General features: G+C 67.4%; 14 protein-coding genes. 1 reads left to right on the top strand and 13 read right to left on the bottom strand.

The features are described 5' to 3' along the window. Positions 1-5: 5 nt before the first annotated feature. From uvrC to CRO39_RS02120, 13 genes are all read right to left on the bottom strand, one after another. Complete coding sequence (gene uvrC, locus CRO39_RS02180) at positions 6-1,868, bottom strand: excinuclease ABC subunit UvrC (RefSeq protein WP_097120217.1); 1,863 nt, start codon at positions 1,866-1,868, stop codon at positions 6-8. Further along, positions 1,865-3,286 (bottom strand): redoxin domain-containing protein, encoded by a 1,422-nt coding sequence (locus CRO39_RS02175; RefSeq protein WP_097120216.1) that lies wholly within the window; start codon positions 3,284-3,286, stop codon positions 1,865-1,867. The genes uvrC and CRO39_RS02175 overlap by 4 nt, the downstream gene beginning before the upstream one ends. Positions 3,287-3,310: 24 nt before the next feature. Further along, on the bottom strand, positions 3,311-3,775 hold the full coding sequence (locus tag CRO39_RS02170) for a low molecular weight protein-tyrosine-phosphatase (RefSeq protein WP_097120215.1): 465 nt from the start codon (positions 3,773-3,775) through the stop codon (positions 3,311-3,313). Continuing rightward, positions 3,772-4,539 (bottom strand): 3-deoxy-manno-octulosonate cytidylyltransferase, encoded by a 768-nt coding sequence (kdsB, locus tag CRO39_RS02165; protein ID WP_097120756.1) that lies wholly within the window; start codon positions 4,537-4,539, stop codon positions 3,772-3,774. Before kdsB ends, CRO39_RS02170 begins: the two co-directional genes overlap by 4 nt. 82 nt (positions 4,540-4,621) lie before the next feature. Continuing rightward, on the bottom strand, positions 4,622-5,602 hold the full coding sequence (locus tag CRO39_RS02160; RefSeq protein ID WP_097120214.1) for a methyltransferase domain-containing protein: 981 nt from the start codon (positions 5,600-5,602) through the stop codon (positions 4,622-4,624). Further along, on the bottom strand, positions 5,599-6,036 hold the full coding sequence (locus tag CRO39_RS02155; protein WP_097120213.1) for a nuclear transport factor 2 family protein: 438 nt from the start codon (positions 6,034-6,036) through the stop codon (positions 5,599-5,601). Before CRO39_RS02155 ends, CRO39_RS02160 begins: the two co-directional genes overlap by 4 nt. An 82-nt stretch (positions 6,037-6,118) precedes the next feature. After that, a complete protein-coding gene (locus CRO39_RS02150; RefSeq protein WP_202926298.1) occupies positions 6,119-6,883 on the bottom strand; it encodes an AraC family transcriptional regulator in 765 nt (254 codons plus the stop codon). A 118-nt stretch (positions 6,884-7,001) separates the two neighbouring features. Continuing rightward, entirely contained in the window at positions 7,002-8,006 is a 1,005-nt protein-coding gene (lpxK, locus tag CRO39_RS02145) for a tetraacyldisaccharide 4'-kinase (protein ID WP_097120212.1), read from the bottom strand. Beyond that, positions 8,003-9,751, bottom strand: coding sequence for a lipid A export permease/ATP-binding protein MsbA (msbA, locus tag CRO39_RS02140; RefSeq protein WP_097120211.1), 1,749 nt, complete (start codon positions 9,749-9,751; stop codon positions 8,003-8,005). The genes lpxK and msbA overlap by 4 nt, the downstream gene beginning before the upstream one ends. Then, positions 9,748-10,170, bottom strand: a complete 423-nt coding sequence (locus tag CRO39_RS02135) for an ExbD/TolR family protein (protein ID WP_097120210.1) — start codon at positions 10,168-10,170, stop codon at positions 9,748-9,750. The genes msbA and CRO39_RS02135 overlap by 4 nt, the downstream gene beginning before the upstream one ends. Before the next feature lie 9 nt (positions 10,171-10,179). Beyond that, a complete protein-coding gene (locus tag CRO39_RS02130) occupies positions 10,180-10,839 on the bottom strand; it encodes a MotA/TolQ/ExbB proton channel family protein (RefSeq protein WP_097120209.1) in 660 nt (219 codons plus the stop codon). Positions 10,840-11,068: 229 nt separating this feature from the next. Beyond that, complete coding sequence (locus CRO39_RS02125; RefSeq protein ID WP_097120208.1) at positions 11,069-13,396, bottom strand: DNA internalization-related competence protein ComEC/Rec2; 2,328 nt, start codon at positions 13,394-13,396, stop codon at positions 11,069-11,071. Position 13,397: 1 nt separating this feature from the next. Next, entirely contained in the window at positions 13,398-14,399 is a 1,002-nt protein-coding gene (locus CRO39_RS02120; RefSeq protein ID WP_097120207.1) for an integron integrase, read from the bottom strand. A 180-nt stretch (positions 14,400-14,579) separates the two neighbouring features. Here CRO39_RS02120 and CRO39_RS20370 point away from each other — a divergent pair, with 180 nt between their 5' ends. Continuing rightward, the gene (locus CRO39_RS20370; RefSeq protein ID WP_141400681.1) at positions 14,580-14,921 is read left to right on the top strand and encodes a hypothetical protein; all 342 of its coding nucleotides are present in this window, start codon (positions 14,580-14,582) and stop codon (positions 14,919-14,921) included. The last annotated feature ends 834 nt before the right edge of the window (positions 14,922-15,755 follow it).

Raw genomic sequence — 15,755 nt, 5'->3', positions numbered from 1 at the left:
CAGGCTTACTCGTGTCCCGTGGTCGGCGTGGGCAACCCGTGCAGGTTAGCGTAGATCCGCTCGGCGAGTGCGGCGTTAATGCCATCGACACGGGCGATTTCGTCGGCGCCGGCGGCTTTCAGCCCGGCCAGTCCGCCGAAATGCTTCAGCAGGCTGGCGCGCCGGCGCGGACCGATGCCGGCGATATCCTCCAGCTTGCTGGTCATGCGCGCCTTCTGCCGCTTGCCGCGGTGGCCGGTGATGGCAAAACGGTGCGCTTCGTCGCGGACCTGCTGGATCAGCTGCAACGCCGGCGATGCCGCGCCCGGCCGCACTTCGCGGCCATCGTCCAGGATCAGCGTTTCGTGGCCGGCGCGGCGCTCCTCGCCCTTGGCCACGCCGACCAGCACCACCCCGTCCACGCCCAGATCCGCCAGCGCCGCCCTGGCCTGCGCCAGTTGCCCGGCGCCGCCATCGATCAACAGCACGTCCGGCAGCACGCCCGGCTTTTCGGCGGAATGGTCTTCCAACGCGCGGCGGAAGCGCCGCTCGATGGCCTGGCGCATGGCCGCGTAGTCGTCGCCCGGCTCGATGCCGGTGATGTTGAAGCGGCGGTATTGCGACCGCACCGGGCCGCTGGCGTCGAACACCACGCACGAGGCCACTGTCGCCTCGCCCATGGTATGGCTGATGTCGAAACACTCGATGCGCCGGGCCGGCTCCGGCAGGCCCAGCAGCTGCTGCAGCGCTTCGCTGCGCGCGGTCTGCGCGCCGCGGCTGGAGATTTCGGTGGCCAGCGCGATTTCGGCGTTGCGGCGAGCCAGTTCCAGATAGCCGGCGCGTTCGCTGCGCACGTTCCATTTCAGCTGCACCTTGCGATTGGCCGAAACGCCAAGCGCATTTTCGATCATCGCCGCATCGGGTATCTGCCGGTCCAGCACGATCTCCGCCGGCGGGGTCTGCTCGGCGTAGTACTGCGAAACGAACGCGCCCAGCACCTCCTCGGCGCTGTCCTCGCCGTTGGTCTTGGGGAAGAACGTGCGCGTGCCCAGGTTGCGGCCGTCGCGGAACGCCAGCAGCAGCACGCAGGCGGTACTGCCCTGCATCACGCAGGCCAGCACATCCAGATCCGCAGCGCGGCCGTCGACGTACTGGCGCGCCTGCAGCGTGCGGATGGCGGCTATCAGATCGCGCAATCGCGCGGCCTGCTCGAAATCCAGCGTGGCGCTGGCCGCCTCCATCGCCGCGCTCAGTTCGCCGGTCAGCTCGTCGCTGCGGCCATCCAGGAACAGGCCGGCGCGGCGCACCGATTCGGCATACTCCTCCGCCGCCACCAGATCCACGCAGGGCGCGCTGCAACGGCCGATCTGGTACTGCAGACAGGGCCGCGAACGGTTGCGGAACACGCTGTCCTCGCAGTTGCGGATCTTGAACAGCTTCTGCATCAGGTTGAGCGTTTCGCGGACCGCAGTGACGCCCGGATACGGGCCGAAATAGCGCCCCGGCACCGCGCGCGGACCGCGATGGAAGGCGATGCGCGGCCAGTCCTGGTCGGTCAGCAATACGTAGGGGTAGCTCTTGTCGTCGCGCAGCAGCACGTTGTAGCGCGGCGCCAGCGACTTGATCAGCTGGTTTTCCAGCAGCAGCGCTTCGGCCTCGGTGCGGGTGACGGTGACGTCCATCCGCGCCACCTGCGCCAGCATCGCCAGCGTGCGCGGCGCCTTGGGCGTGTTGCTGAAATAGCTGCCTACACGCTTGCGCAGCGCGCCGGCCTTGCCTACGTACAGCAGGCTGTCGTCGGCCGCGTACATGCGGTAGACGCCCGGCGCGGTGCTGAGCCGCGCGGCGTATGCCTTGCCATCGAAGTCCGGTGTTCCGCTGCCGCTCATTCTTCGATGGCGACTGTGCTCAGTTCGCCGCTGGCGATGTCGTAGCGCAACACCTGGTGGGCGTCGGTTTCGGCAATCCAGACCGCACCGGCCGCCACCGCCAGCCCCGCCGGCCCCTGCAACGGCCGCGGCAGCGCCACCGTGGTCAGCTCACCGCCGCCCAGGCGCAGCATGCGCAGGCTGCCGTTGCCGCTGTCGGCAATCCACATCTGCGGCGCATCCGGGCTGAGCGCGATGGCCTGCGGGTTCTGCAGCCGCGCGGTGTCGCGCGGGCCGTCCTCGTTGCCGAATTCCCACAGGCCCTGGCCCAGCAGCGTCTGCACAACCCCGCTGCGCAACTGCATCGAACGCACGGCCGAACCGACCGCGTCGCAGACGTACAGCGCCTGGTGCACCGCCGCCAGCGCAACCGGCTGTGCAAAGGCGGCCATCGCCCCGCTGCCGTCGCGCACGTCCAACTGGCCGGACCCGGCGCGCTGGCGCAGTTCGTGGTTACCCAGGTCGTAACTCCAGATCCGGTTGTCGCCGGCCTGGGCCAGGTACACCCGGTTGTTGACCAGCGCCAGCGCGTGCGGGTGATTGAGGGCGACGTTGCGCGGCGACCGCACCACGCCTTCGACCGCGTCGCCGGGGCGGCCGTTGCCGCACAAGGTATTGACCGTGCCGGTGAACAGATTGACATGGCGCAGCGCATGGTTGCCGGTGTCGGCCACATACAGCGCCTCCCGCTCCAGCACCAGGCCGTGCGGCCGGCAGAAGCCGGCCAGGGTCAGTTCGCCATCGGCGAAACCGGCGGCCTTCATGCCGAACTGGCGCAGGATGCGGCCGGAATGGGTGCACTCGAGCACGCGGTGGTGGCCGCTGTCGGCAACGAACAGGCGCTCGCCGGTCACCGCCAGTCCGGTCGGAAACCGCAGCGCCGTTCGCGGCTCGGGATGGAGTTCCCGCGGGGTGTCGAGATCGTCATCCGGCGGCGACTGCAGTCCGTCGCACAACGTTGCGACCATTCGCTCCAGCTCCGCCAGCGGTTCCAGCCCGACCAGCCGGTGGCGGATATGGCCCTCGCCATCGATCAGCAGCACGGTCGGCCAGGCCTCGATGCCGAAGCGCTGCCAGGCGACCCAGTCGGCGTCGTGGCCGATAGGCATGCTGACGCCGTGCCGGCGCAGCCGCTTGAGCGCCTGCTGCGGGTCGCGTTCGCTGTCGAACCGGGGCACATGCACCGCCAGCGCCTGCAGGCGCCCCAGATAGCGCGCCTGCAACTGGGCGATTTCGTTCAGCCGCTGCCCGCACCAGGCCGAGGCGGCATTGACGAACGCCAGCGCGACGATCCGTCCGCGCTGTTCGTGCAGCGAACCGCCGGGAGCGTTGAGCCATTGCAGGCCCTGCGGAAGTTCAGGCGCGATATCCATATTCATTGTCCGCAGCATTATGCCGCAGACTCACCCGGCCAACAGCCGCGCCACGACCGCTGACGCGGCCGAATCGACCAGTCGCCATGTGCGCTCGAAATCCTCGCTGCCGCCGGTGTACGGGTCCGGCACCGGGCTGCCGGCGGCAATGCCGGCCCATTCCAGCAGCAGCACCGCCTTGTGCCGCGCCTGCGGCGGCGCCAGCTGCCGCACATCGCGCAGATTCTGCAGGTCGGCGCACAGCAGCCAATCGAAACGCTCGAAATCGGCGGCGACCAGCTGGCGTGCGCGCAGGCCGGAAATATCCACCCCGTAGCGGCGCGCGCAGGCGATGGCGCGGCGGTCCGGCGGCTGGCCGGCATGCCAGTCGCCGGTGCCGGCCGAGTCCACTTCCACCCGCCCCGCCAGCGGCGAGCGGGCAATCTGCGCGCGCAAAGCGCCCTCGGCCATCGGCGAGCGGCAGATGTTGCCCAGGCAGACGACCAGCAGCTTCATGCGCCGCCCAGCCGCGCTTCGGCCCGGGCCAGGTCCTCGGGCGTATCGACACCAGGCGGGAACGGTTCTGGCGTCAGCGCCACGGCAATGCGGAACCCCGCTTCCAGCGCCCGCAACTGTTCCAGCGATTCGGCCTGTTCCAGCCGGCCCGGCGGCAGCGCCGCGAAGCGTTGCAGGAAGCCGGTGCGGTAGGCGTAGATGCCGATATGGCGCAGCCACTGCCCCGGCGGCAGCGCCTGCCGGTTCTGCGCAAAGCCCTCGCGGTGCCAGGGAATCGGCGCGCGGCTGAAGTACAGCGCATCGCCGCTGGCTGCCCGCACCAGCTTGACCGTATTGGGGTCGAACAGCGCCTCGGCATCCTCGACCGGGGTGGCCAGGGTCGCCATCTCAGCGCCGCTGGCGGCCAGCGCGTCGGCTACCGCGCGAATGCCCGCCGGCGGCGCGAACGGTTCATCGCCCTGCAGGTTGACCACGATGGCCTCGTCGGACCAGCCGGCGATGCGCGCGCATTCGGCCAGGCGGTCGCTGCCAGAAGCGTGCGCCGCCGAAGTCATCGCCACCTGCACCGGCGTGCCCTGCAGGGCATCGCGGATGCGTTCGTCGTCGGTGGCCACCCATACCTCCCGCGCGCCGGCGGCAATGGCCCGTTGCGCCACATGGATGACCAGCGGCGTGCCGCCCAGCAGCCGCAACGGTTTGCCGGGCAACCGCGAGGCGGCGTAGCGGGCCGGAATGGCGACGATGAAATCCGCGCTGTCGAGCATCGGCGCGTTGTCGCTTCGTTGGCCCGCCTCGCCTGCCCGTTGTTCGTCCATCGCCCGCATCCTCTTTCGGAGACAGGCGATTCTACCGGCATCGGGCCGGCGCTCCTGCGGTTATCCGTCGGATACGGTGCATCCTCGGGCATGCATGCCGGATAGCCGGGTCTGTCGATGCGCGAAGCCGCGAGCCCGGCGCCTGCGGCGCGTCGATGCCAGCGCCTACCGCCAGCCTGGCGCCGTCATGATCCGCATCGGCGCAAGCGGCCACCGCCTTGAAGAAGGTATAGCAGAACACCGCATCGGGCTCGCAGGCGCGGCAGAGCGCCTCGATGCCGGCGGCGAACCGCTCCGGTTCGATCAGCCCTTCCGCAATGGCCGCTTCACCGATGCCTGCCACCATCGCGGCGAATGTATTGCGGGTGAAGGCCTCCGCCAGGCCCGGGCGGCTCCCGTCCACGTAGACCAGCCGCGGCTCGACGCTGACGCCGGCCAAACCGGCCTGGCGCAGCAGCGGATACAGCCGGCGGCCGAGCAAGGCGTCGCCGCCACGGCGGCGCTGCAGTTCGACCTGGCAGGCGATGACCGCGCGCCCGGCTTCGCTGTCCGGATGGAAATACGCCGAGCCATGATCCCCCTCGACCACGGTGATGGTGCCGCGCGGCCGCAGCAGCGGTTTCAGCAGCGACAGCGCGAAGGCCGGATCCGGCAGATGCTCCAGCACGAAGCAGACGAAGATGTGGTCGAAGCTGGCGGCGGCGAACGGCAGCGCATGGATGTCGGCCTGCAGGAACTCGACATTGCCCAACCCTGCCGCTGCCACCCGCGCGCGGGCCTGCGCCAGCGAAACGGCGGAAATGTCGACCGCGGTGATGCGCGCCGCCGGATGGCGGCCGGCAAGCGCCACCGTCTGCGCGCCAACCCCGCAGCCCACCTCCAGCACCGCGCTGCCGGCGGTGTAGACGGTACCGGCATGGATGAGTTCCTCCAGCGCCGCGGCCTGGTCGCGCAGGCGGCGGGCTTCCGCGCTCCGGTAGCCGTGCACGTAGCGCCCGGCGGCCCCGCTCATCGCGGCATCTCCTGCGCCAGCCGCTCCACATACATGATGTTGACGATGCGGCCGTCGTCGACTTCGTAGACGGTGAGCTCGTCAACCACCGCGCCGTCCGGCAGGCCGCTGACGCGATCATGCACCATCACCTTGTTTCCCAGCGCGATCAGCTGGACGATGTCGACGCGCAACTGCGGATGACGCGGAAACGATTGCGCGTACGCGCGGCGGTTGTGTTCCAGTCCCTGCGAACTCAGTTCCCCGGGGAAACGGAACTTGCGGATATCCGGGTCATACAGCGCCAGAAACGCCTCCAGATCGTTGCGGCTGGCAGCGTCGGCATAGGCGCGGACCACTTCCTCGGCGCTGCCGGCGGCGGCCTGCGGGGCGGCGCAGACTCCGGCCAGGCAAAGGAGTGCCGGTCCCAACTGGCTCTTCAACAGGTTCTTCATCGGGGTACCTCCATCGACGTTGGCGGACGTCCAGACTGGAGGCAGCGGCACGGGTGGTCTTGAACGAAATTGCGGCAGCGGCTCAGGCGATGGCGTTGGCGAAGCTGCGCGGCGACAGGCCGTATTTGCGGGTGAACACTCGCGTCATATGGCTCTGGTCGGCAAACCCGCTGGCAAGCGCGGCATCGGTCAACGGGCTACCGGCGGCAATCAGCTGGCGCGCCAGATCGATCCGGCGCTGGACCAGATACGCATGCGGCGTCATTCCGGTGGCACGGGTGAACGCCCGCAACAGCTGGAAACGGCTCAGTCCGCTTTCGCCGGCAAGCTCGGCCAAGCTGACCGGTGCCGCCGGGTCGTCGTCGATGCGCGCCCGAGCCTTCAGCAACGCCGGCGGGAACGATGGCGGTTCCCGCGCGACCCCGCCTGCCTGCGTTGCCGCCGCCAACACGCCCAGCAGCAGTTCCTCGCGCTGAAGGGCATCGGTCGCGGCCATGCCGGTAACGGCCGCGAACAGCCTGCGGAACCGATCCGCCAGATGGCCATCGCGGATGACCGGGTTCGAGAACTCGTAGGCGCCACGGCCGCTTGCATCAAGGTCTTCGGCAATACCCGCCATCAGCTGTTGCTCGATATACAGCATCCGCCAGCAGCGGCCGCCATCGCTGATGGGAGTGCCGTCGTGGACTTCGCGCGGATTGACGGTGATGACATCGCCCGGGCCGGCCTCGACCCGCCCGCGCCCGCTCAGCGAATGCTGGGCGCCACGCTCGATGACGCCGATGCCGAACTGCTCATGGGTATGCCGCGCGAACGACTGCCCGGATTCGGCGATCACTGCGAACATGCCGGGCATGCTGCTGCGAAGCGATGTGAAGCGGCCGCGTGCCATACATCCGCCGTTGCTGGGTACGGCCGTCATACTGGACCGGCCACCGGCGCGGCCGCAAGCGGAGCGGGCGCCGTCAATCCGCCGCGGCGGGCCTGGCCAGCACGCTCAATCGATCCAGCAAGGCGACCCAGAACGCCTCCGGCAGCTGCGCGCTGACCGGCACGCTGTAGAACCAGTCGTCGGCGAACGCGGCGCACTTGACCGCGTCCTTCTCGGTCATCAGCACCGGCAGTTCGCTGCCGAAGGAAAAATCCGCTTCCGCGTAGACGTGGTGATCGCCAAAGGCGTGCGGCACCACGCCGATGCCGTAGCCGCGCAGCATGTCGAAAAAGCGCTGCGGGTTGCCGATGCCGGCGATGGCATGCACGCGCTGCCCGGCGAAGGACGACAACGGCCGCGGACGGCCGCCGCGCAGCGGCAGCGCGCCCTCGCTGTGCAGCCGCATCGGCCATTCGCCAAAGCCGGCCTCGCCGCCGTTGACCACCCGGAAATCGCAGTCGCGGCCGCGTTCGGGCGGTTCGCGCAGCGGCCCGGCAGGCAGCAGCCGGCCATTGCCATAACGGCGCTGGCCGTCGATGACCTCGATTTCGATATCGCGCTGCAACCGGTAATGCTGCAGACCGTCGTCGCAGACGATGACATCGCAACCGGCGGCGATCAGTTCGCGCGCGGCCGCGTTGCGGTCGCGGTCGACACGCACGCGCAATCCGGTCTGGCGCGCGATCAATACCGGTTCGTCGCCGCCATCGGCCGGCGCCGTAGCCGCGTCCACCCAGCGCGCCTGCTTGGGATCGCGACGGCCATAGCCGCGGCTGGCCACGCCCGGCTTGAAGCCGGCCTGGCGCAGGCGCTGCACCAGCGCGATGGTCAGCGGCGTCTTGCCGGTACCGCCGACGCTGACATTGCCGACCACGACGACCGGCGCCGGCAGACGCTGGCTGCGCAACCAGCCCTTGCGGTACAAGCGCAACCGTAGCGCCACCAGCGCGCCGTACAGCCGGGAAAGCGCGCGCGCCGGCAACGGCACGGCCTGCTCCCCGAACCAGTAGCCCGGGGTCTTGCTGGCGTTCTTGCTCACCCGGCCTCGCCTTCGCGGAACTGCATCTGGTGCAGATGCGCGTACAGGCCGCCGCGCGCCAGCAGTTCGGCGTGGGTGCCCTGTTCGACCAGACGGCCGTGATCCAGCACCAGCACCTGGTCGGCATGTTCGATGGTCGACAGCCGGTGCGCGATGACCAGCGTGGTACGGTCGGGCATCAGCTTCTGCAGGGCGTTCTGCACCAGCCTCTCGGATTCGTTGTCCAGCGCGGCGGTGGCCTCGTCCAGGATCAGGATGGGGGCATCGCGCAGGATCGCGCGGGCGATGGCCAGGCGCTGGCGCTGGCCGCCGGACAGCAGCGCGCCGTTTTCGCCGACGCGGGTGTCCAGCTGCAGCGGCAGGCGCTCGATGAATTCCCAGGCGTTGGCCGCTTCTGCGGCCGAGCGGATGCGCGCGGCATCGGCCTGCGCGCCATAGGCGATGTTCTGGGCGATGCTTTCGTCGAACAGCATCACCTTCTGCCCGACCAGCGCGATCTGGCGGCGCAAATCGGCCAGCCGGTAGTCCTGCAGCGGCACCCCGTCCAGGGTGATACGGCCGCCGTCGGCCTCGTAGAAGCGCGGCACCAGCCGCACCAGGCTGGTCTTGCCGCTGCCCGAACGCCCGACGATGGCCGTTACCGTGCCCGGCCGCGCGGTGAAGCTGACATCGTCCAGCGCCAGCTTGTCGTGATCGCGGTAGCGCAGGCTGACGTGCTCGAACACCAGCTCGCCGCGGGTGCGCTCGACGCTGACCTGGCCGGCATCGCGTTCCTCGGGCGCATCAAGAATCGAGAACAGCCGCTCGGAGGCGGCCATGCCGCGCGATATCGAGGTCTGCACGCTGGTGACCCGGCGCAGCGACGGGATAATCGCCATCATTGACGTCATCAGCATGATGAACTGGCCCGCGTCCAAGCGCCCTGCCAGCGCCTCGCGGGCTGCGACCGCCACGATCACCGCCAGCGCGATCGCGGCCAGCAACTGAACCATTGCCGAGGCCCCGGCGCGGGTCGCCTCGACCTTCATGTTCAAACCCAGAATCCGGTTGGCCAGCCCCGCGTAACGCGAGGTCTCCAGCGCCTGCGCGCCGTGCACCTTGACCTCCTGCTGGGCGGCCAGGGATTGCTCGGCGGCCTGCGCCATCTGCCCCATGCTGTCCTGGATGCCGCCGCTGATGCGCCGGTAGCGCTTGCCCACGTACCAGACGATCACACCGATCAGGGGCGTAATCAGCAGCATCGCCAGGGTGACCTTGGCGCTGGTATACAGCATCAGGCCCAGCAGGCCGGAGATGGTCAGGCCATCGGTCACCAGCGTCTTCAGCGCATTGGCGCTGGCCTCGGTGACCTGCTCGGTGTCGTAGTTGAGCCGGCTGACCATCACCGGGGTCGATTCGGTATCGAAATGGGTGGACGGCAGCCGCAGGTACTTGGCCAGCACCTGTTCGCGCAGATCGCGCACCACGCTGCGGCCGGTACGGGCCATGCCGTAGTCGGTAGCGAAGGTGGCCGTGCTGCGCAGCACGAACAGCCCAACGATGGTCAACGGCAGCTTCCAGGCCATGTCCGGCTGCGGACTGACGAAGTTGTTGGTCAGCGGTTCCATCAACCGGGCGAACGCGACGCCGGCACCGGCCTCGATCAGCATGCCGACGATGGCGATCAGCAGATATGGCCAATAGCGCCGTGTATAGCCCAGCAGGCGGCGGTAGACCGGCCAGACCGGCTGCTGCGCCGCACTCAAGGACGGGCCTCGGGCGCAGTGGCGATGGAGACCTTGCGGAAACCCAACTGGCCCAGCGCATCCAGCGCGGTCACCACCGCCTGGTGCGGCGTACGCGCATCGGCGCGCAGCAGCACCGGGCGTTCGCGGTCTTCGCCCGCCACCTGCGACAGGGTCTGCTTCAGGGCGTCGATGTCGGTGCGCAGCACCTCGCGCTCATCGACGAAGTAGCGGCCATCGGCATTGACCAGCAGGCTCAGCGCCTTGGTCTGCGCGGCCACCGGTTCGCCGGTGGCGCTGGGCAGTTGCAGCTGCAGCATGGAGCGGGAGTCGAAAGTGGTGGTAATCACGAAGAAGATGATCAGCACCAGAATCACATCGATCAGCGGAACCAGATTGATCTCCGGTTCCTCATGGGCACGGTCGTCGCGTATCCGCATCGGAAAGACTCAGGCACCGGCCGTGGCGGCGGCCGGCGCGGCCACCGGACGCACGGCCGGACGCGGGTGGCGCGCTTCCAGCGCATCGACCAGCGCGGTGGCTTCCTTTTCCATCTCGATGACGTAATCGGCGATGCGGCCGCGGAAATAGCGGTGGAACATCAATGCCGGAATGGCGACGATCATGCCCGCCGCCGCGCAGACCAGCGCCTTGCCGATACCGCCGGCCAACTGGTTCACATCGCCCACGCCGCTGTCCAGGATGCCCAGGAACATCTGGATCATGCCGACCACAGTGCCCAGCAGGCCCAGCAGCGGACCGGCCGAGGCAATGCTGCCCAGCGTGTTGAGGAATTTCTCCATCCGGTGCACCACATGCCGGCCGCTGTCTTCGATGCGTTCGCGGATCTGATCGCGCGGCCGGTTGCGCACATCCAGCGCAGCCGCCAGCAGTTCGCCCAGCGGCGAGGTGCGGCGCAGCGATTCGATATGGGCCGGCTCCAACTGCCCGCGCGTGGCCCAGGTACGCACTTCCTGGCCCAATCCGGGCGGCAGGACTTCCTTGCGGCGCAAGGTCCAGAAACGTTCAACCACGATGGCCGCCGCCAGCACCGCCAGCAGCAACAACGGGATCATCGGCCAACCACCGGCCTTGACCAATTCCAGCACGTTCAGTCCTCCAGCCCCTGCGGCCGTTCGCTCAATGGCCGATAGGATAGCCCAGGCGCCCGAAGGGTGTTATCGGCGGCAAAGACGCAGCGCCAGCGGCGGCGTGCCGGTCGCAGGAGAAACGGAACACAATGAACAGGGCAGCGCCGGCCAGGCCACCCGGTCAACAACGCCGGACGTTGCCCCGGCAACGGTCGTTCTGCGCACCGCCCTCAAGAACGCTGCCGCCTCACCGCGTTGCCCGCCATAACCGGCGCCGGTCGTGACGACGTTCACGCAGTTGCAGGCCGTCCGCACCCAGCCAGACCCGCACCGCGCCGCTGGATTCGGTCACCAGCACCTCGGCACCGGCATCCCGCCAACGCTCGATCACCTCGCTCCTGGGATGCCCGAACCGGTTGCCATAACCACTGGAGAACAGCACCAGCCGGGCGCCGCTGGCGGCGACGAACGCCGGATCGGAGGAGCCGGCACTGCCGTGGTGCGGCGCCAGGACCACCTGCGCGCGCACCGCCGCCGGGTCCCGCCGCACCAGTTCGCGCTCCACCACCTCGCCGATGTCGCCGGTCAGCAGGACCGTGCCATGCCGGGTTTCGACCCGCAGCACGCAACTGGCCTCGTTGCGCAGGTACGGGAAGTGCGCGGTCGGATGCAGGAAACGAAAGCGCACGCCATCCCATTGCCAGGACTGCCCGGATTGGCAGGCCGCATCCGCCGGCGTCGGCGACCCGGCCGGCGCCAGAACCTCGCCAGCGGGCACGACGCTCAGTACCGCCTCCACACCGCCGGCATGGTCCTGGTCGCCGTGGCTGACTACCACCCGATCCAACCGCGGCACGCCTAGGGCGCGCAGCGCAGGGACCACCGCGCGTTCCCCGGCATCGAAACCGTCGCGCACGGCCGGGCCGGCGTCGTACAGCAACGCATGACTGGCCGTGCGCACCAGCACCGCAAGACCCTGCCCCACATCCACCATCACCAGTTCCGCCTCTCCCTGCGCCGGCAACTCCCTATCCGGCCACAGCAACGGCAGCCAAAGCAGCGCCGCCAGCGCCTTGCCGGGCACTCCACGCGGCAGCAGCAGCCAGAACGCCCCCAGCATCGCCAGCGGCAGCGCAAACCAGCGCGATTCCGGCAACCACCACAAGGCGAAGCGGCTTTCGGCCAGCCAGACAAAGACCGGCCAGGCCAGGTCGAAACACCAGGCCGCCGCCTGCCAGGCCCAGTCGCCCCAGCCCGGCCGCAGCGCTTCCAGCGCAGTGCCAATCAACGACAACGGCACCACCACCAGACTCCACCACGGAATCGCCAGCAGATTCGCGAACGGTCCCGCCAGCGACGCCTGATCGAACAGGATGACCGTCAGCGGCAGCAACCCCAGCGTGGCCACGCCCTGCGCCGACAGGAACCCCTTCCAAACCGAAGTCTGCTGCGGCAGGCACCAGACCAGCCAGGCGACCCCGGCAAAGCTCAACCAGAAACCGGCCACCAGCACCGACAGCGGGTCGAACAGCAGTACCGCCGTCATCGCCAGCGCCAAGGCGTCTGCCACCCGCACCGGCCTGCGCCACAGGCGTGCCGCCACCACCACGGCAATCATCAAGACCGTGCGCACGGTAGGCAACGCGAACCCGGCCACCGCGGCATAGCCGCAAGCGCCCAGCAAAGCCGCCAACCCTGCCACCTGCGGCCGCGGCATGCGGCGCGACCAGTGAGGGAACAATCGCCAGATGCCGGCGCCCAGCAAGGCGAAGAATCCCGACACCAGCCCGACATGGAACCCGGAAATGGCAATCAGATGGGTCAAGCCGCTGGCGCGCAGAATTTCCCAGTCGCGGTCATCCAGCGCTCTGGTATCGCCCAACGCCAGTGCCCGCACGTAGCGCGAAGAAGATGCCGGCGCCGACGCCTGGATGCGTGCGGACATCGCCTCGCGCCAGGCATCGATACCGACCGGCCCGGCCAGTCGCCGGGCCGTCTGCGGCTGGCGCAGATAGCCGGTGGCGCTGATGCGTTGCGCCAACGCATGGCGCTCGCTGTCGAAGCCGCCGGGATTGATCAGCCCACGCGGTGCACGCAGTTTTACCGTCATTCGCCAGCGCGCGCCGGCCTGCAGGTGCTTGCGCGGCCCTGGCTCGGTGGCGCCAAAATCGTCGTACCACGACAACTGCAGCAGCCGGCCGCGCAGCGCTTGCGGCTGCGTCGGGCTGTCGTCGACGCGAAAACGGAAACGGGTACGCCGCACCTCCATTTCCGGAAGACCGACAATGCGTCCTTCCACCGACAGTTCGGCCTGTTCCATCGCCACAGGCAGTTGCGCCGACAGTCCCCAGGACGCGTGAAGGCTGGCCCAGCCGAATCCGAACAGGACCGGCCCCAACAGATAAGCCCTGCGCCCACGCGCCCAGATCCCCACGCCCAGCAACAGACAGACAACAATGACCGGCCAGGGCGCCAATGCCGGCAGGCACAGGCACGCGCCAACTCCTGCCAGCGTTGCCGCCGCCGTGGCAATGCCCAGACGAGACGGTGCCGACCGAACTACGGCATTTCCCATGTCAACGATCCAGCGGACTCAGCACGCCGCCAGCGCCGCGGTTCAGCACATGCGTATAGATCTGGGTGGTGGAAATATCCTTGTGACCCAACAGCTCCTGCACGGTGCGGATGTCCGATCCCGATTCCAGCAAATGGGTGGCGAAGGAATGGCGCAGGGTATGGCAGCTCGCCGCTTTCTCGATACCCGCCTGCTCCCGCGCACGCTTGATGGCACGTTGCAGCACGCTTTCGTCCACATGGTGGCGCCGCTGCCGCCCGCTGCGCGGATCGCGCGACAGGTTCTGTGCTGGAAACAAGTACTGCCAGCCGGGCTCACGGGCGGCGCCAGGGTACTTGCGCGCCAATGCATGCGGCAGCCACACCTCGCCCGCGCCGTTGGCCAGATCGCGCGCATGCAATACCCGTACCCGCTCCACAGCAGCTTGCAGCGATTCGCACAGCCGTCGCGGCAACGGCACGCGCCGATCCTTGCCGCCCTTGCCTCCCCGCACCGTGATTTCGTTACGGGCGAAATCCACGTCCTTCACCCGCAGCCGTACGCATTCCATCAGACGCATGCCAGTGCCGTACAGCAAGGCCGCCATCAACCAGGCCTGCCCGTCCAGCACGGCCAGCAGCCGCACCACCTCTTCGCGCGCGAGCACCGCAGGAATTCGCCGCGGCCGCTTGGCCCGCACCATGTCCGACATCCAGGGCAGCTCAACGCCAAGTACGTCGCGATACAGGAACAGCAATGCCGCCAAGGCCTGGTTCTGCGTGCCTGCGGCCACGTTGTGGCGGATAGCAAGGTCGGTGAGGAAGGCTTCCACTTCGCGCCCGCCCATCTCGCGCGGATGGCGCTTGCCGTTGACCAGCACAAAGCGCTTTATCCAGGCTACATAAGCCTGCTCCGTACGCCGGCTGTAATGACGGATCCGCACCGCTGCCCGCACCTGATCCAGCAGCCTGGGCGAGCGCCCTCCCCCGTTCGTTACGCCCTCCTTGGCACCTGCGTATTTCATACGCCCCCACTTCAGCCCGATAACGCATGGAGCTTGCCTTTTCTCCGACCACGCGCCTATCGCCTAACCCCTTGTTTACAGGTAGGAATCTTCTGATTGGATTTGTCCGAAAACTACCCCATACTCCGCGCAACGCCCCATTTGAGGGGTCGAATAGTTGTTAGGCCCCGGAGTATTGCTATGGTGGTAGATGCAGAAAGAAGTAGCGCTACGAGCATAGCTCGATGGGTGGCTGTTGTTGTCATTCTCGCCATCATCGCCACGTATGCGGCGCTTAGTTTTATCGCCGCCTACAAACCAGACTGGATACCTGCAAGATCAATACTTCAGGTCGCTATGCTCGGGCCGACCACATTGCTAGTCTGGGGAAGCACATCTACGATGTACTGGGTTTGTACCGCTGTGTTGGCGGGGACGGCGATTATCGGCGCCTTGCACGAAGATCTGCACGTGCCTGCTGTGATTCTGCTCCTTATTGTCTGGGTGAGTTCTGGCTTCTTTTCAGTCGCAATGTCCGTATAGGCTAGGGCCGGGGGGGCCTAACAATTCATTCAAGCCGAACTTGCTTCGCAAGTCGGCTTAATTCAGGCGTTAGGTTGCAATGAGAGTTGGTACAACACTTCTATATCTCGGTGCCTCGGCATGTGCGTATGCCTCGTACCTCCAAGTGTCGTACCTGATTGATTACTTCAGAGCTCCGCTGAATCCGTACAGGGAGGAGTATTTGGGCGGTATTCTGATGGTTGGCTTGCTATCGGCTGCGGCCTGGATCCCAACCTTTGGATTTTCACTGGTTCGAGCACAAGCTCAGATCGCCGGACGCGCCCATTCCGTTCTTCCGCTACTGTTGAGCGCACTCGCTGCCATACTATCGGCCGTCTCAGTGGTTCTTTCGGTTGCAACCTAACCATTCGTTCAAGCCGAGCCCGCATCGTTACGGCTTTGATCTGAAAGCTGGCCAGGGCGGGCCGGCTTAACTCAGGCGTTAGGCCCCAATGCGAACATTCCGGTTGTTCCTCATTGTTCAAATCGCCGCTACTGTGTCTCTGCTTCTTGTCGCTGCTGGAATGGCCTTGATTGGTGCCGTTGATACCGGCCCAACTGGCGGAGCAAGGTTCTTCTTTCAATCTACATTGTTCTTTGGAGCTATTCCTACAGCAGCTGTTGGTGCACCCCTCTATTTTGCACTGCTTCGCTGCGGTAAACCGCGGTGGATCTACGTAATTCTTCTTGGTATTGGCCCTGGCGTTGCCACGATGCCACTCGACGTTTTTCTAGGTATCTTTGCTACCCTTTGCGGGGGCATCGTCGCGTCCTTGACCCACGTTCTGTGCCGCGGGTTGGGCCCTAACAATT

Origin of the sequence: Pseudoxanthomonas wuyuanensis (assembly GCF_900215535.1) — a bacterium.
Taxonomy (GTDB): Bacteria; Pseudomonadota; Gammaproteobacteria; order Xanthomonadales; family Xanthomonadaceae; genus Pseudoxanthomonas_A; species Pseudoxanthomonas_A wuyuanensis.
This window is presented reverse-complemented; position numbering and strand designations above follow the sequence as displayed.

Bases quoted from the DNA above. Each gene is read 5' to 3' on its own strand.
- uvrC (WP_097120217.1), bottom strand. From the start codon at position 1,868: ATGAGCGGCAGCGGAACACCGGACTTCGATGGCAAGGCATACGCCGCG.
- CRO39_RS02175 (WP_097120216.1), bottom strand. From the start codon at position 3,286: ATGAATATGGATATCGCGCCTGAACTTCCGCAGGGCCTGCAATGGCTC.
- CRO39_RS02170 (WP_097120215.1), bottom strand. From the start codon at position 3,775: ATGAAGCTGCTGGTCGTCTGCCTGGGCAACATCTGCCGCTCGCCGATG.
- kdsB (WP_097120756.1), bottom strand. From the start codon at position 4,539: ATGCTCGACAGCGCGGATTTCATCGTCGCCATTCCGGCCCGCTACGCC.
- CRO39_RS02160 (WP_097120214.1), bottom strand. From the start codon at position 5,602: ATGAGCGGGGCCGCCGGGCGCTACGTGCACGGCTACCGGAGCGCGGAA.
- CRO39_RS02155 (WP_097120213.1), bottom strand. From the start codon at position 6,036: ATGAAGAACCTGTTGAAGAGCCAGTTGGGACCGGCACTCCTTTGCCTG.
- CRO39_RS02150 (WP_202926298.1), bottom strand. From the start codon at position 6,883: ATGTTCGCAGTGATCGCCGAATCCGGGCAGTCGTTCGCGCGGCATACC.
- CRO39_RS02135 (WP_097120210.1), bottom strand. From the start codon at position 10,170: ATGCGGATACGCGACGACCGTGCCCATGAGGAACCGGAGATCAATCTG.
- CRO39_RS02125 (WP_097120208.1), bottom strand. From the start codon at position 13,396: ATGGGAAATGCCGTAGTTCGGTCGGCACCGTCTCGTCTGGGCATTGCC.
- CRO39_RS02120 (WP_097120207.1), bottom strand. From the start codon at position 14,399: ATGAAATACGCAGGTGCCAAGGAGGGCGTAACGAACGGGGGAGGGCGC.
- CRO39_RS20370 (WP_141400681.1), top strand. From the start codon at position 14,580: ATGGTGGTAGATGCAGAAAGAAGTAGCGCTACGAGCATAGCTCGATGG.